We start from the raw sequence: 22,157 nt of genomic DNA, 5'->3' as shown, positions 1-22,157 counted from the left end.
TAAAGAGGTTATATCAATATTTAGGATATAGCCTCTTTTTATTTAATTTCTTTTTAACTTTTTAAATATAATAAATGCAATAGCTATAAGAGTTAGGCTTATTAAATAAAATGGAAGTGCATCTAATACTAGTGAAAATATTGATGTATCACTAAAAAGTTCAAAGCTTTCATTAATATTATCAGATTTATAATTTAGTTTTGCTATGGTATTTTTCTTAGACAATTTCCAAGGTGAATATTTTTCAAGAGTAATAGTAGGTTTAATTGAATTGTTTATTTCATTAGAATATAATTTTATATCTTTCTTAGCTAAAAGATCTATCTCATAGTTTTGTGGAGGTCCAAAGAAAATAAAAGGCTTATATTCTATAACTTTAGTATCCACTAAGTCACCTTTTTTATATAAAGTTTTTTTATTAGTTTTATAACTATAATTTATTAGATTACTCATATCTTTAAATGAATCTGAGCGGCTAGAGGCTCCGAGGATAACACCAACAATTTTTCTACCATCTCTTTCATAAAAATTTACTAGGCAGTTACCAGCTTTATCTGTGTATCCTGTCTTACCACCAATACAACCATTTTTATTTAAATTAGAATTTGTATTACTAAGTAATATAGGAGCTTCACTAGGGATATTTAACTTAACATTATCTTTTTTAGCCATAGTCTCACGAATCCAAGGAGATTTAAAAGCTTCTATAGCAAGTAAGCACATATCATAAGCTGTTGTATAATGACTTTGTCCTTGGAGAATATCATCTGAATCTAGACCACTAGGAGTATAGAAATTTGTATTTTTCATTCCAATTTCTTTTGTCTTTTTATCCATAAGTATATTATAAGAGTTTATATCTTTAGCTAAATTTTCAGAAATTAAAGTAGCCATATCATTTGCAGAATGTAATAAAAGCGAATTCATAACATCATTTGCAGATATTTTATCATTTACTTTAAGATTAGTTTTATAATCAGTAAATATAGAGCTTGAAGGTTGTTTTATAGAATTTTCTGTATAGATAAGATAGTCTGTCTTTTTTTTATTTTCTGATAGGAGTAAAGCAGTGATAAGCTTTGTTGTTGAAGCACATTGAGCCTTTTCATTAGAATTTTTTGAATATATTACTTCATTTGTATCCATATCTATGCTAATAGCTCTTTTGGAATTAACGGTAGGTTCATTTGTTTCTTTAGCATAAATTTTTAGTGGAGAGATGATACTAAAAAAAATTAAAGTAAAAAGAATTAAGCTACAAAAGTATTTTACTTTTTTTAACATACAATTTAAATCCTTTCTGATTTTTATTGATACTTTGAAAATATATGAATTTAATATTGTAATGTATTCATAAGGTAAAGAAATATTAAATTTAGTTGTGATATAATATTTATATTAATTGTATATATAAGAGAAATATATAAATATGGATAATATAATTCAATTTTGGATATATTAATTTTTGATAAAAGGTATTTTACAATTGAATAGAATTATGTCATAATAGTGGAATAAAATTTTGATAATAAAAAATGATAAAAGTTAGTGGGGATGAACAATGAAAATAGGATTCGATCATAAAAAATATTTAGAAGAGCAATCAAAATATATTCTAGAAAGAGTTAACGATTATGATAAGTTATACTTAGAATTTGGAGGAAAACTTTTATTTGACCTTCACGCTAAAAGGGTATTACCTGGATTTGATGAAAATGCAAAAATAAAATTATTACATAAGTTAAAGGATAATGCTGAAATAGTTATCTGTGTTTATGCTGGAGATATAGAAAGAAATAAGATAAGAGGAGACTTTGGAACAACTTATGATGTTGAAGTTTTAAAACTTATCGATGATTTTAGATCTTATGATTTAGATGTAAATAGTGTTGTAATTACTAGATATAATGGTCAACCAGCTACAACAGTGTTTATAAATAAACTTGAAAGAAGAGGTATTAAGGTCTATAAACATGGATTTACAAAAGGATACCCAACTGATGTAGATACAATAGTTAGTGAAGAGGGATATGGTAAAAATCCTTATATAGAAACAACAAAGCCAATAGTTGTTGTAACAGCACCAGGACCAGGTAGTGGAAAGCTTGCTACATGTCTTAGTCAACTTTATCATGAGAACAAAAGAGGAAAAGTTGCTGGATATTCAAAATTTGAAACATTCCCAGTTTGGAATGTACCATTAAAACATCCTCTTAATATAGCTTATGAAGCAGCAACAGCAGATTTAAAAGATGTAAATATGATAGATCCATTCCATTTAGAGGCATATAATGTTAAATCAGTAAACTACAATAGAGATGTAGAAAGTTTTCCTGTTCTTAAGAGAATAATTGAAAAAATTACAGGAAAAGAATCAGTTTATAAATCACCAACAGATATGGGGGTAAATAGACTTGGTTTTGGAATAATTGATGATGAAGTAGTTAGAGAAGCTTCAAAACAAGAAATTATAAGAAGATATTTCAAAACAAGCTGTGAGTATAAAAAAGGTTATGTTGATAAAGAAACATTAGAAAGAACAAAGCTTATAATGGAAGAACTTAATCTAAAAGAAAATGATAGAAAAGTAGTTCCAGTAGCTAGAGAATGCTCAAATAAACTAAAAGAAAAAACAGATAGAAAAGATCATTGTACAGTAGTTGCACTTGAACTTGAAGATGGTACAATGCTTACAGGTAAGAGCTCAGAATTAATGGAAGGAACAGCAGCAGTAGTAATCAATGCAATTAAACATTTTGCTAAAATTGATGATTCAATGCATTTAATTTCACCAGTAGTTCTTGAACCAATTTTAAATTTAAAGGATAAAACTCTTGGATGTAAGAGAGGAACTCTTAATTGTGAAGAAGTTTTAATGGCATTAAGTATTTGTGCTGCAACAAATACAATGGCAGAGGCAGCTTTAGATAAGTTATCAATGTTAAAAGGTGCACAAGCACATTCAACAACAATAATAGGAACATCAGATGAACAAACATTTAGAAAGCTTGGAATTGATGTAACATGTGATGCTGAATATGCAACAGATAGTCTTTTCTATAATTAATAAACAAAAGGGTGATAACTATTGATAAAGTATTTTGGAGAAAATAAGCTTGAAAAGTTTTTACTTATAGGGCTTGGTTTAGTTTTAGACAGAACATTTAAAATATTAGGGTTAAGATTTTTTATTGGTATAGGAATCTTAGCAGTATCATGGTTAGTAATAAAATTCATTCAAAAGAATGTTTATAAGGGAAGATTTAAAATACATCATAAAGATATATATAAGTAATAAAAAACTGTCTTAAAAAGGCAGTTTTTTTATTTGTTATTATTTCTAAGTGAATAATAAAATTTTGATATATGAACATTATAAGTAAATTTATTTCATATTATAGAATAGTGAGAAATACTTTTGATTTATAGTATTTAGAAATTAAATGGAGGGACTTTTTTGGAGAATCAAGGATTAGAATATCTAATAGTAATTGAAAAAGCTATAGAATTTATAAAGAAACTTAGTAAAGACGAAATAGATAATTTAGCCATTGGAATTACTGAATTTAATATAATCTCTAAATCAGTTGATTTTAAGGAGGAATTACAGGTTGATACAAGTAATAGTGGTGGGAAAAGTAGACGAGGGAGAAGGACATCCTATTATGAGGGAGGAAGCACTAAAAAGGAAAGCAAGATTAAATCAGGTAAGAAGAAAGAAGCGAATAAGAAGGAGAAAGATGGATATATTACACAAACATTCGAAAAGGTAGAGAATGAAGAGTTAAATGAATTTGATATTTATATTAAAGAGTTAAGTAAATTCAGAGATAAGGAAACAGCTATAAATTACTTAGTAGACAATAAATTAACAGTAACTAAATTAAAAATATTAGCTAAAAAACTTTCTATTCATATAAAAAGTAAAGCTAAAAAAATAGATATTATAGAAGATGTAGTTGATGGTATAGTTGGTAGTAGATTAAGATTAGAAGAACTTAGAAAATATTAAGATATAATAAAGGGTTATCTCAGGAAGGAGATAGCCTTTTTTTATTAGATTCAAATAATGATTATTAATAAATAGTGAATTTAGTTAATAAATGGATAAGTGTATTGATTTTACATGTTTTAAAAAGTACAATGTATTTAAAGTGATAATTAATTTCAATTAAGAAAGTTTATTGACAGTTTAGTATTAGAAAGGGGTTAATAATGAAAAAAAGATACTTAATAATTGCCTTTATAATACTATCCCTAATATCATTATTTTTAGGAGTACACAGTATAAGTATTGCTGATATTATTTCAGGTAATACAGAGAAGATAAATGTATTTTTAATAAGTAGAGTTCCAAGACTGATTAGTATAATAGTTGCAGGGGTAGGGCTTAGTATTAGTGGTGTTATAATGCAACAAATTAGTAATAATAAGTTTGTATCACCAACAACAGCGGCGACAATAGATTCAGCGAAGCTAGGAGTTTTAGTATCAATGTTACTTTTCTCTTCAGCTACTCTTACTCAAAAGATGATAACAGCATTTATATTCTCACTTTTAGGTACATTTGTATTTATGAGAATAATGAAAAAAATTAAATTTAAAAATGTTATATTTGTACCTTTACTAGGAATAATGCTTGGAAATGTAGTAGGTGCTATAACAGATTTCTTTGCATATAAATTTGATTTAATGCAAAATATGAGTTCATTTATGCAAGGTAATTTTGCAGTAATTCTTAAAGGAAATTATGAGATATTATATTTAACAATTCCACTTTTAATAGTAGCATTTTTATATTCTAATAAATTTACTATTATAGGAATGGGAGAAGATATATCTACTAACTTAGGGCTAAATTTTGAGAGAGTAGCCAATATAGGTATGATTATAGTTTCTCTTATAACAGCTCTTGTTGTAATAATAGTAGGAAGTATACCTTTTGTAGGACTTATTGTACCAAATATAGTATCAATATTTATGGGAGATAATTTAGGAAAGAATATTTGGGTAACAAGTTTATTTGGAGCGATTTTCTTACTTACTTGTGATATAATCGGTAGAATTTTAATATACCCTTATGAGATTCCAATAAGTTTAACAGTAGGAGTTATTGGAAGTGTAGTATTCTTATATATGATATTTAGGAGGACTAAAAATGAGGGATAAAAAGAAATTATGGATACTTGGAATTTTGGTTTTAGTTATATCATTATTGTTTTTATTCCAAGGGTTAAATGCTAATAATTTTGATTATAACATTTCAAAGAGAATTCCAAAACTTTTAGCTATGATTATAACAGGTGGAGCTATAGCATTTTCATCATTAATATTTCAGACACTAACAAATAATAGAATCTTAAGCCCTAGTATTTTAGGATTAGATTCACTATATGGTTTATCTCAAACCTTTGTAGTATTTATTTTTGGTGCAGGAAGCATATTTATGATAAATGCTAAGTTGAATTTTATAGTATCTATATCATTAATGATTTTAAATAGTTTACTTTTATATAAATTTGTTTTCAAGAAGAATAATAATATATTTTTCCTTCTTCTAGTTGGAACAGTGTTAGGAATTCTATTTAAAAGTTTATCAACTTTTATGCAAGTTTTAATAGATCCTAATGAATATCAAGCATTACAAGGTAAATTATTCGCCAATTTTAATAATGTTAATGTTGATATATTAATAATTGCGATAATAATAATTCTTATAGTTTTTGCCTTTGTATATGATGATATTAAAAAATTAGATGCTCTTTTACTTGGAAGAGAACAAGCTATAAATTTAGGAATAGATTATGATAAGTTTTCAAAGAAGATATTATTAATAGTAGCAGTTTTAGTTTCAGTATCTACAGCTCTTGTAGGACCTGTAACATTTCTTGGACTATTAGTTGTAAATCTATCTTATCAATTTATAAATAGCTATAAACATAAATATCTTATAATAGCATCAATATTTATAAGTATATTAGCCCTTGTAGGAGGACAGTTCTTTGTAGAAAGAGTATTTAATTATAGCAGTACAGTAAGTATAATTATCAATTTTATAGGTGGAGTTTACTTTATTTATCTTTTATTAAGGGAGTGTAGGGAATGATAGAAGTAAAAAATTTAGTTAAGAAATATGGAGAAAAGAAAGTAGTAGATAATGTTAGTTTAAATATAGAAAAAGGAAAATTAACATCTCTAATTGGCCCAAATGGAGCTGGTAAAAGTACAGTTTTATCAATGATTTCTAGAATCATGTCAATAGATTCAGGAGAAGTAAGTATAGATGGAGTAAAGCTTGAAAAATGGGATCAAAAAGAATTATCTAAAAAAATCTCTATATTAAAACAATCAAATAATATAAATGTTAGATTAAAGATAGAAGAACTTGTTGGTTTTGGAAGATTCCCTTACTGCGAAGGTAGGCTTAGAGAAGAAGATAAAAAATTTGTAGCTGAAGCTATAGAATATATGAAACTTACAGATATAAAAGATAGATATTTAGATGAACTATCAGGGGGACAAAGACAAAGAGCTTACATAGCAATGGTTATAGCTCAAAATACAGAGTATATACTTTTAGATGAACCACTTAATAATTTAGATATGAAGCATTCTGTTGAAATGATGAAAGTTCTAAGAGGGTTAGTAGATAATCTTGGAAAGACAGTAGTAATAGTAATGCATGATATTAACTTTGCATCATGCTATTCAGATAATATAATAGTTTTAAAAGATGGTGCAGTTGTTAAAGAAGCAAATACAGAAGAAGTAATAGTTGAAGACTTCTTAGAAAATGTTTATGATATCAAATTTAATATTAAGGATATTGATAGTCAAAAAATTTGTGTATACTTTTAAATACTAAGCTCCCCAAAAGGGAGTTAAATTTAGAGAATATAATGATAATGAAAATCATTAACTATAAAATATGAGGTGAAAAGAAATGAATAAAAAGGTTGGAATAATAGTAGGTGTATTAATAGCAGCAATTATTGGGGGAGCTGCAGTGTCTAAAATGGGGGCAAAAAGTGCAAATAAAGAAGTTACTGTTGAAGAAACAGTAGAAATAACACATAGAAAGGGAACAACAAAAGTTCCAAAGAATCCTAAGAAAGTTGTAGTTCTAGATTATAGTTCATTAGATACTATGGAGGTTTTAGGAAAAGAAGCAATAGCAATCCCTAAGTCAGGTCTTCCAGAATACTTAGAGAAATATAAAGATGATAAGTATGAAGACCTTGGATCATTAAAAGAAGTTAATTTAGAAAAAATAAATGAATTAAAGCCTGATCTTATAATAATGGAAGGTAGACAAGAAGATTCTTATGATGAATTTACACAAATTGCACCAACAATAATGCTTGGAAGTGATGGAACAAACCATTTTGAATCTCTTAAGAAAAATACTGAGATTTTAGGAAAAGTTTTTGATTCAGAAGATACAGTTACAGCAAAAATTGAAGAGTTAACAAATAGAAGTAATGCTATAAAAGAAAAAGCTCAAAACTCAGGTAAAAATGCTTTAGTTACAATGGTTTATGATGGGGAAGTAAGTGCTTTTGGTCAAGGTTCAAGATTTACAACTATATATGATAATTTTGGATTTAAACAAGCAGACCCTAATATAAGTACTCAAAATCATGGACAAAATGTATCATATGAATATTTATTAAAAACTAATCCAGACTACTTATTTGTAATCGATAAAGGACTTGTAGCAGGTAAAGGTCAAAAACCAGCTAAAGAATTAATAGAAAATGATTTAACAAAGAAAACAAATGCATATAAAGATGGAAATATAGTTTACTTAGATACAAAAGCTTGGTACTTAGGTGGACCTGGAATTATGGCAACAGATAAGATGATAACTGAAATGGAACAAGCTTTAAATAATGTACAATAATATAATTAGATAATTTATAAATTAGGACTACCTCATAATACTATAATTCAGTATTATGAGGTGTTTTTTTTGTTTTTAATAATAAATATTAATATTGTTAAAGTATTTAAAGAAGGTTTTAATTTAATATAAGGAATATGAACTAGATTATTATCAAGTAATAGAATGGTGAATCAGTTATTAAATTTAATAAGTGTAGCTATTTTGATATAATGGATGTATAAGGATTTAAAAGTTATGTTACCTTAATAAGGAGAAGATTATGAGTATTACAAAGGTTAAAGATGAGTTGATTGAGCATAAAGATGTAAAGATACTTTGGAGAGAGAATGTATCTTTAGGGGGGGATGATAGAAGAAATCACTTATATAGTAGATTAAAGGAGTGCTTTAAAAAAGCAGATAAAATAGATATTATAGTTTCTTTTTTAATGATATCTGGAGTTAAATTAATTATTGATGATTTAAAAAGTGCTATAGATAGAGGGGTTAGTATAAGAATATTATCTGGAAACTATTTGAATATAACTCAACCAGAGGCACTTTATATGTTAAGAGCAGAGTTTGGAAATAAGATAAATTTAAGGTTTTATAATAATAAAAATAGGAGTTTCCATCCAAAGTCATATATTTTTCATTATAAAAATGATTCAGAAATTTTTATTGGATCTTCAAATATTTCTAGAGGAGCATTAACAAGCTCAATAGAGTGGAATTATAGATTTAATAAAAATAGTAATAAAGAAGATTTTGATTTCTTTATGGATGAGTTTAATAATTTATATAATAATCATTCAATTGAAGTAACTAATGAAGTTTTACATAATTATGCTAAAACATGGATTAGACCAAAGGTTTATAAGGACTTAGAAGCTATAGGTGATTTTAAGGATGAAAAGATTATTGATTTATTTGAACCCAGAGGGCCACAAATAGAAATACTTTATTCTCTCAATAAAAGTAGAGAAGAGGGTTTTGATAAAGGTTTAGTAGTGGCTGCAACGGGAGTAGGGAAGACATATCTTTCAGCTTTTGATTCTATGAATTATAAAAGAGTTCTTTTTATTGCACATAGAGAAGAGATAATTAAACAAGCTATGCAAAGCTTTAAAAATGTTAGACAAAATGCAACTTCAGGATTTTTTTATGCTAATAATAAAGAAAAAGATAAAGATTTAATTTTTGCTTTAGTGCAAACATTAGGTAAAGAAGAGTATTTAAATGAAAAATATTTTAAAAGAGATTATTTTGATTATATAGTAATAGATGAATTCCATCATGCATCATCAAAAAACTATCAAAAAATTATAGATTATTTTAAACCGAAGTTTTTATTAGGATTAACAGCAACTCCAGAAAGATTAGATGGAAAAGATGTTTTTGCTATTTGTGATTATAATTTAGTTTATGAAGTTAGATTAAAAGATGCTATAAATAGGGGAGCTTTAGTACCTTTTAAATATTATGGTATATATGATGAAACTATTGATTACGAACATATAGAATTTAAAAATGGAAAATATAATGAAAAGCAATTAGAAGAAGCATTAAACTTAGGAGAAAGAGATGAATTAATCATAAAACATTATGAAAAGTATTCCAGTAAAGTTGCCATTGGATTTTGTTCTTCAAAGAAACATGCAGAACATATGGCTGAAGCGTTTAATAAAGCAAAAATACCAGCATTAGCAGTTTATTCAGGAGAACAAGGAAAGTTTTTAGAGAAAAGAGAGATAGCACTTAATAAATTAAGAAGTGGAGAAATAAAAGTATTATTTGCAGTAGATATGTTTAATGAAGGTTTAGATGTACCACAAATAGATTTAGTAATGTTTTTAAGACCTACAGAATCTCCAACTATTTTTTTACAACAATTAGGAAGAGGACTTAGAAAGGTAAAAGGAAAAGAATATTTAATTGTATTAGATTTTATAGGAAATTATAAAAAAGCAAATTTAGCTCCATTTTTATTATCTGGTCAAAAATATGATAAGATTAAGGCGAAGAATTCTAAAGTTATGGAATATGATTATCCAGAGGAATGTCAGGTAGATTTTGATTTTAAATTAGTTGATATTTTTAAAAGAATGGCTGAAAGTCAATATAAAATAAAAGATTTAATAAGAGAAGAATTTTATAGAATAATGGAAGATAAGCAGGGAATACCATCAAGAATAGAAATATTTAGAGCTATGGATGATAGTATATATATAAATATGAAAAGCAAAGCTAAAGAAAATTTATTTAGAGATTATTTAGGATATTTGAGAGATAATAATTTGCTAGATGAAGAACAGAAAGTTTTAATAGATACAAGGGCTTATGATTTTATAAATATGATAGAAACAACATCAATGAGTAAATCTTATAAGATTCCTATATTATTAGCTTTTTATAATAATGGAAATATAAAAACTGAAATAGATGATGATGATATCTATATTAGCTTTAAATCTTTCTATTTAAGAGGTTCAAATAAAGTTGATATGCTTAAGGATAAAGGAACAAGTAATTTTGAAAATTGGGAAAAGAAAGATTATATAAAATTAGCTAAAAATAACCCAGTAAAATATTTATGTAAAAGTCATAGTGATTTCTTTGAAGAAAATGAAGAAGGAAATATGATAATAAAAGGCATAGAAGAATTTAAAACAAACAAAGAGTTTATAAAACAAATGAAAGATGCTATAGATTTAAGAATAGAGCAATATTATCAAGATAGATATGAGAAGATAGGTAAAGGAATATAAAATTTTAAAGTTAAGGAGAGTTAAAATGAAGAAATATAATAAATTAGTAAGAGATTTAATACCACAAATAATAGAATCTGATGGGAAAGTATGTAAATATGAAATAGCTACAAAAGAACAACATGACGAATTATTAGAAGAAAAATTAAAAGAAGAAGTAAATGAATATTTAGAAGATAAAAATTTAGAAGAATTAGCAGATGTAATGGAAGTGTTATTTGCATTAGCAGAAAACTTAGGATATTCAGAAGAAGATTTAATAAATAAGAGAAAAGAAAAGGCCGAAGAGAGAGGAGGATTTAAAGAGGGAATAGTACTTAAAGAAGTTAAATAAGGAAGCAGAGGTATTACTGAAATGAATTAATCATATAGAGGATGAATCAGCTTGTGTAATTACTGTTAGATTAGGTGAGAATTATTTTAACACTGCTCATTTTATTTTATGTGAATTTAGAGGTGAGGATAAGGAATCACATGAAAATTTAAAAGAGATTATTTTAAATTTATTAAATGAGCTTAATAAGAAAACCTTTTTCTTTAATTATTATTTAGATTCTCATGGAGATAAAGAAACCATAGTAGCTAGAACTACTTATATAACTTCAAATGAGAATTTTGTAGGTAATGAATTTGCTGAGATGATTATATCAGCCTTTGCTAGCTTAAGTGAAAGTTTCAGGGGAATAATGGAAGTTTTAAATTATAGTAAAAATTTATAATTTATATTAGGGTTTATAATATAGTAAGTTTTCATATATTAAAAAATATAGATAGACTAAAGTAAGGATGCTATCTAAAGATAAAAGAACTGTCTCAAATAGGGAGTTTGTTCTGTTTTGAGACAGTTCTTTTTATAGAGATTATTTTAAAAAAATCCTCTGTTAGTATAAATTCGTTGTTGAGCTAAAAGAGGGCCATTTGGAGTTATACGTTGAGATAAATCAATTGATTTTATTTTTGTTGAATTATTTTGATTATCTTCTGATGTAATTATAAATGTATAACTTTCACCAGGAGCTATATTTCCGTCATTAGGAATACCTTTAAGTTCTATAGTAGTTTGATTATCTTTATTTGTGATTTTATTTAATGGATTATTAGTAGAAGTAAAGTTAACATTAGAATCTATATAAATTATAGGTAGTTTTATAGTTTTAAAGTTTCTTTCTAATGTAGATAATACTTCATCCTTTTCTTTTAGCTTTTCATTGTTTGTTATTGTTATTTCATATCCCTGGTCCTGTTTTAACGTTTTGATTGATGTACTAATATTAAGATTTGGATAAACTATATTATGACTAGGAAGCTTTGAGGTATTAAACAATCCATTATAACTTGATTTTGTAAGTTCATCTCTTACAGGTGAATTTGGATTAGATGTAGCATCTTGTGATGACATCCAAGCTAAAATTCCCCCAAGATTATTTTTATTAACGTAGTTAGCCTTTTCAGCTATAGATTTGGGATTATCATAGCTAAAGAATATTCCTGTTGTTTCATCATAAAGATAAGGAGCTTTGGCTGTATCGTCCCAATATTCTTGTATATTAGGATAAAGTTCTTTAAGTCTATAAAGATTTCTATATGACCAAACACCAGCAGCTCTACCACCTGAACCTATTTTCATGGGATTTTCATTAAGTGCACCTCTTGTTGGAGTTCCATCAGCATCTTTAAATGAAAGAGTAGCCTCACCAAATAAGCCTGGTAAATTAGGATCTGGACCATCTTTTACTTTATTCCAGCCTCTAGTATAATATGCAGCACCAACAACTATCTTATTAGAAGGGATACCATTATCAGCTAAGAATTTAATAGTTAAATCAACAGATGGAGCCTCGCCAAATTTATTATCTAGTGGATTTGTATATAGTGGAGTATGGTGAGAACTTGTTAAATTCCAAGGACCTGCCATATCATATGTCATCATATTAGCAAAATCAACTATATTGAATACTTTTTTCATCTCTATACCAGATGTCAATTTAGATTTTGATGCTGGAAGTGCAACACTAAGTTCATAAGTTTTACCAAGCTTATTACCAGCTTTATTTAGAGCAGATTTAAGTTCTTTTAAAAATTTAGTGAAATTTTGTTTATCTTCTGGTGTAGAATATGGAGTTCCTTCATCATTTTTATTAGCAACTTTATCTGCTTTCCTAACCTCAACAGGATATTCCCAATCTATATCTACAAAATCCATATTAGAATATTTTAAGAATTTCACTAGATTATTTACTAGTAATTTACGTTTAGTAGGATCAGCTATAACAACTGAGAAATCACCAGAATTAGACCAACCACCAACAGAAACTCCTATTTTTAAATTAGGATTGTTTGCTCTAAGTTCTTGAAAAGCATTTAGAACTCCAGCATTTGGAGAACCAAATTTAATATCTTTATTATCAAGTGGTAGATTTATAGTGGCATCTTTATCAGTAAATCTTAGATTACCATTTTCATCAAAATCAAGAAATGCAAAATTTAAATGTGTTAAATAACTTGCAGGAATATTTCTAGGATAAAAATTTCCTTCGCTATCATAAATAGACCAATCTCCGTAATATAATACATTACGCTTAGGTGGATTAATTTCTTTTTGAGCAGCAATAGCTTTATTTATAGTTAAAAATGGGCAAAAGTTTATAATAAGTAAACTTATTAAGATAAAAATAAGTTTATATTTAGTAGAATAATTTTTAGTCATAAAATCGCATCCTTTTCTTGAGTGAAATATAATAATTAGTGTTAATTTAACTAGAGAATTTTATGTATTATAAATTAATAAATTTATTATTATTGAGTAGAAGTAATATTTTTTATAAAAAGAAATAAAAAATAGCTATCAAATTAAGATAGCTATTTTTATTATTATATTAAGAGTTATTTAACTAATTCCCAAGCATCACTTTTATCTGGGGTAGAACCTTGGGTCCACCATTTAGCCTTATATGTTTTACCATTATAAATAACAGTATCACCACCTAGATAAACTTTGTTTGGATCAAATGTATCTTTAGATATTTCAGTAGAAGAAACAGTTATAGTTACAGTTTTAGTAGTTTCAACGCCTTTACTGTTAGTTACTGAATAAGTGATTTCATATTTGCCTTCTTTAGAAGTATTTACTGTACCAGATACTTTTATTTTAGAAGTTAAATCACCATCAGTTTTATCTGAAGCCTTTACTCCAGAGAGTGGGTCAAAGTTATCTCCTACTTTTATAGTTTTATCACTAACTCCAGTTAGAGTAGGAGCATTTTGTGGTGTTTCAGGATTGCTATTTTTATAAATTGTTTGATTAGCTATAACTGTACCAGATTCATTCATACGTTGAGCTATTTCAATTGAATTAAGTGCTGAAAGGTCAGTAGGAGCTTCAGTTGTTGATAATCTAAATGTATAGCTTTGACCTGGTTCTATATTCTTACCTTCCCAAACCCCTTTAATATCTATAACTGTTTTTCCATCTTTTTCAGTTATTTGACCAGCCATATGATCACCAGCAGTAAGTTTAACATTAGAATCTATATAAAGAATAGGAGTTTTTATAGTTTCGGCACTTCTTTCAAGCAATGAAAGAACCTCATCCTTTTCTTCTAAGTTTTCTTTATTTGTTATAGTTATTTCATATCCACCACTTGTTCCAGAATCAGATTTGAATGGTTTTATTAAACATTCAATATTAAGATCAGCATATACTATTTCATTGTCAGGAAGTTCTTTACCATTATATAAGCCCTTACTTGTTACTTTTGTAAGTTCATCTCTTTTTGATGAATCAGTTGGAGCATCTTGTGAAGACATCCAAGCAATCATTCCACCAAGATTATTTTCATTAACATACTTAGTTTTTTCTGTTATAGATTTAGCATTATCATAAGTAAAGAATTTTCCTGTAGAGCTATCATAAAGATATGGGGCTTTTGCTGTATCATCCCAATATTCTTTTAAACCAGGATAAGTTGATTTAAGTTTATCAAGACTTCTATATGACCAAACACCTCCAGCTCTACCACCTTCTCCTGATTTCATAGGTGCTTCATTAGTTGCACCTCTTGATGGAGTTTGATCAGCATCTTTAGCTGAAAGTGATGCTTCTCCAAATAAGCCAGGAAGAGATGAATCTGCTTCACCTTTAACTTCATTCCATCCTCTTGTATAATATGCAGCTCCAACAACTATTTTTTCTGGAGCAGCTCCTTTTTCTATTAAATAATCAACGCTTTGATCAACAGAAAGCCCTTCATCTTTTTTAGGGTCTAGAGGATTAGCATAAAGAGCAGTTTGATGTCCACTAGTTTCATCCCAAGCACCACGCATATCATAAGTCATTATATTAGCAAAATCTACTACATCAAATAATTTTGGAATATCTATACCTAAATCAAGTTTAGCCTTTGGAGCAGGTAGTGCAACGCTTAATTCATAAGTTTTACCAAGTTCAGTTCCTTTTTTATCAAGAGCAGCTCTAAGGTCTTCTAAGAATTTTATATAATTTTCTTTATCAGCAGCAGTTGCTTTAGTAGTTCCTTCATCATTTTGATTATCTACTTTATCAGGTTGTCTAACTTCAGCAGGATATTCCCAATCTATATCTACAAAATCCATATTTGCATATTCCACATATTTAACTAAATTATTTACAAGTGTTTTACGTTTGGTAGAATCAGCTGTAACTTCAGAGAAATCACCTGATTTTGACCAACCACCAACTGAAATACCTAGTTTTAAATTAGGATTTTTAGCTCTAAGTTCTTGGAAAGCATTTATTATACCAGCATTTGGACCTCCCCATTGAACTCCAGGTTCACCAACAGGTGCTCCTATAGCTGCATCTTTATCTGTAAATTTTAAGTTACCATTTGCATCAAAATCAAGAAAAGCAAAATTTAAGTGAGTTAAATGCTCAGCAGGAATATCTTTTGGATAGAAATTACCTTGTCCACCCCAAATAGACCAATCACCATAATACATAACATTACGTTTTACAGCAGTAGATTTAACTTCAGTTTCAAGAGCAGTAGCTTCTTTGGCAGGAATATAAGATATTGAAGTTCCTAAAAAAATAGTTGCTAAAGTAAAGAGGGCTGCATATTTTTTTATATTCTTTTTAAAAGCTCTTTTTGCCATAAAAAATTCCTCCTTTAATTTTACCAAAATATTACAATTAGTATAATTAAATTGTATACGTTTAAGTATATGTTTTCAATATTTAAAATTTTTTTATTGATAATTAAATTTAAATGAAAAAATATACAAAATCTGCAAATAATAAATAAGATTTAAAAGTTAAGTGATGTTTTATTAGCGTGGTAAATATAAATTAATAAATGATAGAATAAAAGTAATTTTAATAGATTATTAATTTGTAAATTTTTCTATAAAAGAGATATAATATATATTGAAATATTAAATAAATCTAAGATTTAATTTAATTATATTTTTTTGCTTTTAAATGAAGTGTAGTTCATTTAATATATATTAATTGATAAGGGGGAAGAATAATGTCACAAAAAGGGGTAAATCTTGGTGAAGGAAGTGTAGGAAGACTTTTATTTAAATTAGCAGTTCCAGCTATTATAGCTCAATTAGTTAATGTTTTATACAACATAGTAGATAGAATCTTTATAGGAAGAATTCCAAATGGAGATATAGCTATGGCGGGAGTTGGAGTTGCCTTTCCTGTAATTATGATTATATCAGCATTTAGTGCACTTATAGGAATGGGAGGAGCTCCACTTGCAGCTATAAAGATGGGAGAAAAAGATAAAGATGGAGCTGAGAAAATACTTAGTAATAGTTTTTCTACATTAATAATATTATCTATAATACTTACGTTAATAATATTTATTTTTAAGGAAAAATTACTTTGGGCATTTGGGGCTAGTGATGTAACTATAAATTATGCTTTAGATTATTTAAGTATCTATTTAATGGGTACAATATTTGTACAAATAGCATTAGGTATGAATACATTTATAAATACTCAAGGTTTTGCTAAGATGGGGATGGTTACTGTTATGGTAGGTGCAGCAGTAAATATAGCATTAGATCCTATATTAATTTTTGGATTTAAGATGGGGGTTAAGGGAGCAGCAGTTGCTACAGTACTTGCACAAATGATATCAGCTATTTGGGTACTTGTATTTTTCTTTGGAAAGAAAAGTATTCTTAGAATAAGAAAAGAGTTTTTAAAGCCAGAGTTTAAAGTTGTATTTGGAATTATGGCTCTAGGAATATCTCCATTTATTATGCAGGCTACTGAAAGCTTAGTTATTATATCTATGAATAATCAATTACTTAAACATGGCGGAGATTTAGCTGTAAGTTCTATGACTATTATGAGTAGTATAATGCAAGTTGTTCTACTTCCTATGATGGGATTAACACAAGGGGCACAACCTATTATAAGTTATAATTATGGAGCAAAAAAAATAGATAGGGTTAAAAGGACATTTAAATTATTAATTACTTGTTGTTTAACATATACAAGTATTATGTGGCTTGGGCTTATGTTAAAGCCAGATTTATTTGTTTTACTATTTAATAATAATCCTAAATTAATAGAAATAACTTCATGGAGTATAAGAATATACTTTGCAGGAATCTTCTTATTTGGAGCACAAATAGCTTGTCAGCAAACATTCTTAGCTTTAGGAGAGGCAAAAAAATCATTAATACTTGCTTTACTTAGAAAAATAATATTATTAATACCATTAATTTATATATTACCAGCCATACTTAATGATAAGCTTATGGCAACACTTCTTGCTGAACCAGTAGCAGATATTATTTCAGCAGCAACTACAATTATATGTTTTATGATTTTTTATAAGAAAGTTCTTAGTAAAAAAATATTAGAAGAAAATGAAATAGAAGAAAAATCTCAAGTGATAAGATAAAATAAAAGGGTGTCTCTACATTAAAAGAGGCACCCTTTTTAAAAGAGTAAGGCTATACTAGACTCAAAAAGATACAATTTTAGTATGTACAGTTTTATTTAATATTATTAGAAGATAATTCTATATAAAATACTAGCTACTATATTTCAAAGAAGATATAGTAGCTAAGTATTAGTTCAATTATAAGTATTGCAGGTATTCCTACATAGAATTTAGGATGTTGAGTTTTATGTCTAAATAATTTCATTCCTATAAATGAACCTAGTGATCCACCAAATAAAGCAAAGCCAATTAAAGTTTTCTCAGAAATTCTCCATTGATGTTTAATTGCCTTTGCTTTATCTATATACATTAATATAAAGGCTAGTATATTAATTATTAATAGATAAAAAATTATTAATTCCTTCATTATAATTCTATTCTCCTAAAATATTAAATGCTTGTCCTTGAATAAATAGATTATAACAATTAAGTCAAATAAGAACAATAAAATAATTTCTTTTTAGTTAGAGATTTTTTATAATATTTTTAAATTTAATAATCTTAATGGTAAAAAGTACATATTAAATAAGAATGAATAGTTTTTTAAAGATATATTAACTAAATATGCTTTTTATTTTGTCGAAAAATATATATAATAGATAATATATGTATTAAAGGAGGAAATTTTTTTTGATTGAAATAAGTTTAAGCAATAGTGAAATAAAGAAATATTTAGACAGTTATAAAAGATTATTCTTCCGAAAACAATTAGACAACCCTAATAGTAGATTAATTCTTGATAAAAAGAGAGAAAGTTTAGGGTTAACTAAAGAAGAGGTCAATAACGCAGAGAATTTATTAGAAAAGAATTTAAATAATGCAATAGAATTTATTAAAGCAATTTTAGAATTAAATAATTTTATAATAGACGAAGATGGATTAATTGAAATAAAAGAATACTGCGGAGACTTAAAGTTAGAGGAAGAAGACATAGAAAACTGTATAGAGGCTGCAAAGTCTTCTATGTTAAATAAGGATAACATAGACAGTAAAGATATAAAAACTTCTACTGTTATTGAGGTAAATGTTAAGCCAAAAGAAAATTTAAAAGTTAAGAATAACTTAGAAAACTCTAAGAAAGCTGAAAAAGTAAAAGATAAAGACATATTAGTAAGCTTGGATGAAGAGCAAAAGCTAGAAATTAAAGAGGAGTTAAAGAACTCTAATAAGAAAGAAGAAAAGTCACAACAAAAAGATGTGGACAAGGCTAAAGAAGAAAAAGAAGTTAAGCCTAAAAAAAAAGTTGAGAAGAAAAAGAAAGCTAAAAAAGAAAAGGTAGATATTTCTGATGTTGTATTACCTAATTTCTCAAGTAATGCAGTAAAAAAAGAAGTTATAAAAGAACCTAAAGTAGAAAAAGTAGTAGAAGAGATAATAGAAGAAGTAGCTCCAAAAGAAGTAATAGAAATTAAAGAAGAGGAAAAACTTGTTTTAGAGCCATCAAGTTTTATTAGATATGATAAAGTTATTTTAGGTGAAAAAAGTATATTAGATGATATTCTAAATACTAATAGTAGAGAATTTAGAATAGAAACATTAAAGGTATTATTCTATAATGGATGTTTAATGTGTGTGGAAAGATTTAAGGATGGAATATATGAAATTCAAGGTAGAAGTAGTTTTACTTATGAAAGAATAAGATCAACATTCTATGATGCCTATAGTGAACTTATAGATTATACACATTCATTCTTAACTAAAGAAGGTATAAATGATAATACTATAGATAAGGATAAATTATTTGAAAGAATATTTGGGTTACAATGTTTACATACACTTTCTAAGCAAATAAATAAGATTAACATAATGATAAATAACTCTGTATCTGAAAATCAAATACTAAATAGTATTGATAGAAGTGTAGGAATTTATATTGCTAATAGTAATAAACCACATTTTGAAACATTTGCTGTTAAGGCTGGAACAAAAGAAATAAAGAGAATATTTGAGTCAGCAAGAAAAGATTATAGTATAAGAGATAATGTAGAAAGAGGAATTTATAATCTTATTTTAGAAGCAGTTGCTTTTATAAATAAGTGTGGGTTAGCTAACTTTGATATATATACAGAAGATCATGGAAGAACATTAAATGAACTTTTAGAAGAAAGATTTGAAGCTAAAGAGCTTATAGTTAAATCAAGAAATAGTAAGAATTTAGATTTAGCTAATTATGAAGATTTATTAAAGGAATCTATAATAAAATATCCATTTTTAGAAGATACTTATATAGAACTTTCAAGATTGGAAGATAAGAATATAACAAAGTATAATCTATTAGTTTCAGCAATGAATCTTATTGAAAAATGTGGAGAGGCTAGTGATGATTTATTTGAAGAAATAAAGAAAGTTGAATTAGATTTCTATATTGAAGAAATAAATAAAATTCCTTTAGAAGCAAATGAAGAAGTTAAAACTCAAATTTGTGCTGAAAATATTAAGAGATTTAATATAAGTAATTATGATGTTATATTTGATACTGAAATAAAACATTTTGGATATATAGTAACTAATATGGATATAAATCTTGTTAGTGAAAATATGAGAATTGATGCATTTAGAGCAGAACTTGAAGCTATAAAGAGAAGTGATCTTTTAGAGGAAGCAAGAGAACAAATGATATTAGACTTTAAGAGAGTTTATAATATTAGAAATTTAGATTGCTTTAAGATAGAGTATGCTGTATTCGGAAGATCATTCCAAAAGGATATATTTGATGATTTAGATTTAAGAGATAGAGAAGATATATTAGTTTACTGTATGAAGGCTATAAAGAAACTTGCAAATACAGATGAAGAGAAGAGGGAATTACTTTTAGATCTTCAAAATAGAAATATAATTTCTAGAGATATCTTTAGAGATATAGAAAAGAATGTATTTGAATTTGTTATCCCACTTGATGAATCTGAAAATAAAGAATTTGAATTTATGAAAGCTATTAAAGACATTTATATAAATACTGATATGTCAATAAAAGCTTTAGATTTATCAATTAAAGATGAAAAGTGGAACATTAGGATACCACCATTCTACGAAAAGTTTAAGAAAGAACAAGATGGTACTGAAGAAGTAATAATGTCTTATTTAGAAGATGATAAGACTAAGAAATTTAAGGAAGGTTTTGTTATAACTGATAAAGCAGTTTACTCAAGTTATGATAAGAAACCTATACTTCTTAGTGATATTCAAGGATTAAAAGTTAAGAATTATTCAAAGGTTGAAGATGGAGAAAGACTAATATATGTAGGTATCTTTGTAGATACTGAAACTTCTGATCATAAATTATGTACTAATTCTACAGGTGATAAAGAAAAATTTGCAGATATGCTTAATGATATTATTGCCGTATATAGAGAAATTAATAATTTAGAAGAACTTATTACTTTTGAAGAAGTAACAGAAGATGATATGATTCTTGGAATAGATAGTGAAAATATACTATTAGGTAATAAGAGAAGACAAGAAGAGCTTAGAATGAACTTAGAAGGTAATAAATTCTATGAACTTATGAGTGATTTACTTAATTATGATAATCTAAGCTTTAAAGAAATATTGGTTGAACTTTCAACACTTGTTAATTCAGAACTAGCTAAGAAGATTTACTTTAATGAAATAACAGAAGGTAGTGGAGAAAAGATAAGAGAAGCTTGCACTTCATATGTTATGACAATAAGTGAACTTGAAGAAATATACTTAGTATGTGATAATACTAAGAAGTTCCCATTACAATTCCAAAAGCTTGGAATGGTTATATCAAGCAAGGGTATCTATTGTAAGAATAGATTAGAAGATGCTTGGTTTATGGATCTTAAGTATGCAACAAACATTAAAACAAAGGATGAAAATAAAATTCAAATTTCAAATAGAACAATTGAATTCCCTTATATAAAAACTAGCGATGAATTATATGAAATGAGAGATCTTATTGAATTTATAGTTTCTGTTAGAAAAATAATGGATAACCCATTAGATGATATTTCATCTGAACTTGTAGATAGTTTTGTTTCTGAAATGGAAAAGTATACATTAGATCTTGTTAATAAAATTAAATCAGAAAATCTTAGAAAAGCATTATTTATTCATAGTGAAGGAGCTACTTCAGAAAAGAAATATGCTGCTGCTATGACTACTTATGCAGATTTAGAAGATAATGAAAATCCAATACTATTATTTGATTCATCCTCTCTTGTATTAAAGAGTAGTGGATTCTTAATAACAGATAAGAACTTCTATTATAAAGGAAGTAAAGGAAATAGTATGGAAATAAACCTTCTTGCAGTTTCAAGACTGTATATGAAAGGTGATAGATTCTATATAAATGGAATTGAAATAAAACTTACAGGGCTAAGTGTTAGTGATAAGACAGAGCTTTGTGAAAAACTTAAAAAGTTATTTGAACATTTAAGAAATGTTAAATAATATATAAATTAAATACTGAAGCCAGATTAAAATACCTTAAAGAATCCTAAACTTAAGATAAAGCGGGCTTTAGTAAAGAGAATCCTCAGTTATTGACTATCCAAAATAACTGAGGATTTTTTTAAAATAATTAATGGAATTA

Annotated in this window: 15 protein-coding genes; 11 read left to right on the top strand and 4 right to left on the bottom strand. The window is 26.8% G+C overall.

Features of this window, described 5'->3' with window-relative positions; genetic code table 11:
- Positions 1-42: 42 nt before the first annotated feature.
- Positions 43-1,284, bottom strand: a complete 1,242-nt coding sequence (locus BN8917_RS10365; RefSeq protein ID WP_084748594.1) for a D-alanyl-D-alanine carboxypeptidase family protein — start codon at positions 1,282-1,284, stop codon at positions 43-45.
- 277 nt (positions 1,285-1,561) lie between these two features.
- Here BN8917_RS10365 and BN8917_RS10360 point away from each other — a divergent pair, with 277 nt between their 5' ends.
- From BN8917_RS10360 to BN8917_RS10320, 9 genes are all read left to right on the top strand, one after another.
- Complete coding sequence (locus tag BN8917_RS10360; protein ID WP_066874132.1) at positions 1,562-3,067, top strand: DUF1846 domain-containing protein; 1,506 nt, start codon at positions 1,562-1,564, stop codon at positions 3,065-3,067.
- A gap of 21 nt (positions 3,068-3,088) precedes the next feature.
- On the top strand, positions 3,089-3,295 hold the full coding sequence (locus BN8917_RS10355; protein ID WP_066874131.1) for a hypothetical protein: 207 nt from the start codon (positions 3,089-3,091) through the stop codon (positions 3,293-3,295).
- Between the two features lie 162 nt (positions 3,296-3,457).
- A complete protein-coding gene (locus BN8917_RS10350) occupies positions 3,458-4,012 on the top strand; it encodes a hypothetical protein (protein WP_066874129.1) in 555 nt (184 codons plus the stop codon).
- A 203-nt stretch (positions 4,013-4,215) separates the two neighbouring features.
- Positions 4,216-5,169, top strand: a complete 954-nt coding sequence (locus BN8917_RS10345) for an ABC transporter permease (RefSeq protein WP_066874127.1) — start codon at positions 4,216-4,218, stop codon at positions 5,167-5,169.
- Positions 5,159-6,106, top strand: coding sequence for an iron chelate uptake ABC transporter family permease subunit (locus BN8917_RS10340; protein WP_066874125.1), 948 nt, complete (start codon positions 5,159-5,161; stop codon positions 6,104-6,106). The genes BN8917_RS10345 and BN8917_RS10340 overlap by 11 nt, the downstream gene beginning before the upstream one ends.
- Positions 6,103-6,858, top strand: coding sequence for an iron ABC transporter ATP-binding protein (locus BN8917_RS10335; RefSeq protein ID WP_066874123.1), 756 nt, complete (start codon positions 6,103-6,105; stop codon positions 6,856-6,858). The genes BN8917_RS10340 and BN8917_RS10335 overlap by 4 nt, the downstream gene beginning before the upstream one ends.
- A gap of 85 nt (positions 6,859-6,943) precedes the next feature.
- Positions 6,944-7,903, top strand: a complete 960-nt coding sequence (locus BN8917_RS10330) for a siderophore ABC transporter substrate-binding protein (RefSeq protein WP_066874121.1) — start codon at positions 6,944-6,946, stop codon at positions 7,901-7,903.
- A gap of 262 nt (positions 7,904-8,165) precedes the next feature.
- A complete protein-coding gene (locus BN8917_RS10325; protein WP_066874119.1) occupies positions 8,166-10,652 on the top strand; it encodes a DEAD/DEAH box helicase family protein in 2,487 nt (828 codons plus the stop codon).
- Positions 10,653-10,677: 25 nt separating this feature from the next.
- A complete protein-coding gene (locus tag BN8917_RS10320) occupies positions 10,678-10,986 on the top strand; it encodes a nucleoside triphosphate pyrophosphohydrolase (RefSeq protein WP_066874117.1) in 309 nt (102 codons plus the stop codon).
- Between the two features lie 531 nt (positions 10,987-11,517).
- On the opposite strand, the gene BN8917_RS10315 is transcribed toward BN8917_RS10320, so the two are convergent.
- Together BN8917_RS10315 and BN8917_RS10310 are read right to left on the bottom strand one after the other, a co-directional pair.
- Positions 11,518-13,359, bottom strand: coding sequence for a glycosyl hydrolase family 18 protein (locus BN8917_RS10315; RefSeq protein WP_066874115.1), 1,842 nt, complete (start codon positions 13,357-13,359; stop codon positions 11,518-11,520).
- A gap of 176 nt (positions 13,360-13,535) precedes the next feature.
- Positions 13,536-15,785: a glycosyl hydrolase family 18 protein gene (locus BN8917_RS10310; RefSeq protein WP_066874113.1), complete on the bottom strand. Its 2,250-nt coding sequence runs from the start codon at positions 15,783-15,785 to the stop codon at positions 13,536-13,538.
- Between the two features lie 374 nt (positions 15,786-16,159).
- Between BN8917_RS10310 and BN8917_RS10305 the strand changes: the two genes are divergently transcribed.
- Entirely contained in the window at positions 16,160-17,557 is a 1,398-nt protein-coding gene (locus BN8917_RS10305; protein ID WP_066874111.1) for an MATE family efflux transporter, read from the top strand.
- 139 nt (positions 17,558-17,696) lie between these two features.
- On the opposite strand, the gene BN8917_RS10300 is transcribed toward BN8917_RS10305, so the two are convergent.
- On the bottom strand, positions 17,697-17,966 hold the full coding sequence (locus tag BN8917_RS10300) for a DUF1294 domain-containing protein (protein WP_066874109.1): 270 nt from the start codon (positions 17,964-17,966) through the stop codon (positions 17,697-17,699).
- A gap of 263 nt (positions 17,967-18,229) precedes the next feature.
- Here BN8917_RS10300 and BN8917_RS10295 point away from each other — a divergent pair, with 263 nt between their 5' ends.
- The gene (locus BN8917_RS10295) at positions 18,230-22,015 is read left to right on the top strand and encodes a hypothetical protein (RefSeq protein ID WP_066874107.1); all 3,786 of its coding nucleotides are present in this window, start codon (positions 18,230-18,232) and stop codon (positions 22,013-22,015) included.
- Positions 22,016-22,157: the final 142 nt, after the last annotated feature.

Source organism: Clostridium mediterraneense (assembly GCF_900091705.1).
In the GTDB taxonomy this organism is placed as follows: Bacteria; Bacillota; Clostridia; order Clostridiales; family Clostridiaceae; genus Sarcina; species Sarcina mediterraneense.
The sequence above is the reverse complement of the archived record's forward strand: the minus strand, read 5'-3'. Positions and strand labels throughout refer to the sequence as shown.

Excerpts from the sequence above, each read along its gene's own strand:
- BN8917_RS10365 (WP_084748594.1), bottom strand. The coding sequence starts at position 1,284 with ATGTTAAAAAAAGTAAAATACTTTTGTAGCTTAATTCTTTTTACTTTA.
- BN8917_RS10360 (WP_066874132.1), top strand. The coding sequence starts at position 1,562 with ATGAAAATAGGATTCGATCATAAAAAATATTTAGAAGAGCAATCAAAA.
- BN8917_RS10345 (WP_066874127.1), top strand. The coding sequence starts at position 4,216 with ATGAAAAAAAGATACTTAATAATTGCCTTTATAATACTATCCCTAATA.
- BN8917_RS10340 (WP_066874125.1), top strand. The coding sequence starts at position 5,159 with ATGAGGGATAAAAAGAAATTATGGATACTTGGAATTTTGGTTTTAGTT.
- BN8917_RS10335 (WP_066874123.1), top strand. The coding sequence starts at position 6,103 with ATGATAGAAGTAAAAAATTTAGTTAAGAAATATGGAGAAAAGAAAGTA.
- BN8917_RS10330 (WP_066874121.1), top strand. The coding sequence starts at position 6,944 with ATGAATAAAAAGGTTGGAATAATAGTAGGTGTATTAATAGCAGCAATT.
- BN8917_RS10325 (WP_066874119.1), top strand. The coding sequence starts at position 8,166 with ATGAGTATTACAAAGGTTAAAGATGAGTTGATTGAGCATAAAGATGTA.
- BN8917_RS10320 (WP_066874117.1), top strand. The coding sequence starts at position 10,678 with ATGAAGAAATATAATAAATTAGTAAGAGATTTAATACCACAAATAATA.
- BN8917_RS10315 (WP_066874115.1), bottom strand. The coding sequence starts at position 13,359 with ATGACTAAAAATTATTCTACTAAATATAAACTTATTTTTATCTTAATA.
- BN8917_RS10310 (WP_066874113.1), bottom strand. The coding sequence starts at position 15,785 with ATGGCAAAAAGAGCTTTTAAAAAGAATATAAAAAAATATGCAGCCCTC.
- BN8917_RS10305 (WP_066874111.1), top strand. The coding sequence starts at position 16,160 with ATGTCACAAAAAGGGGTAAATCTTGGTGAAGGAAGTGTAGGAAGACTT.
- BN8917_RS10300 (WP_066874109.1), bottom strand. The coding sequence starts at position 17,966 with ATGAAGGAATTAATAATTTTTTATCTATTAATAATTAATATACTAGCC.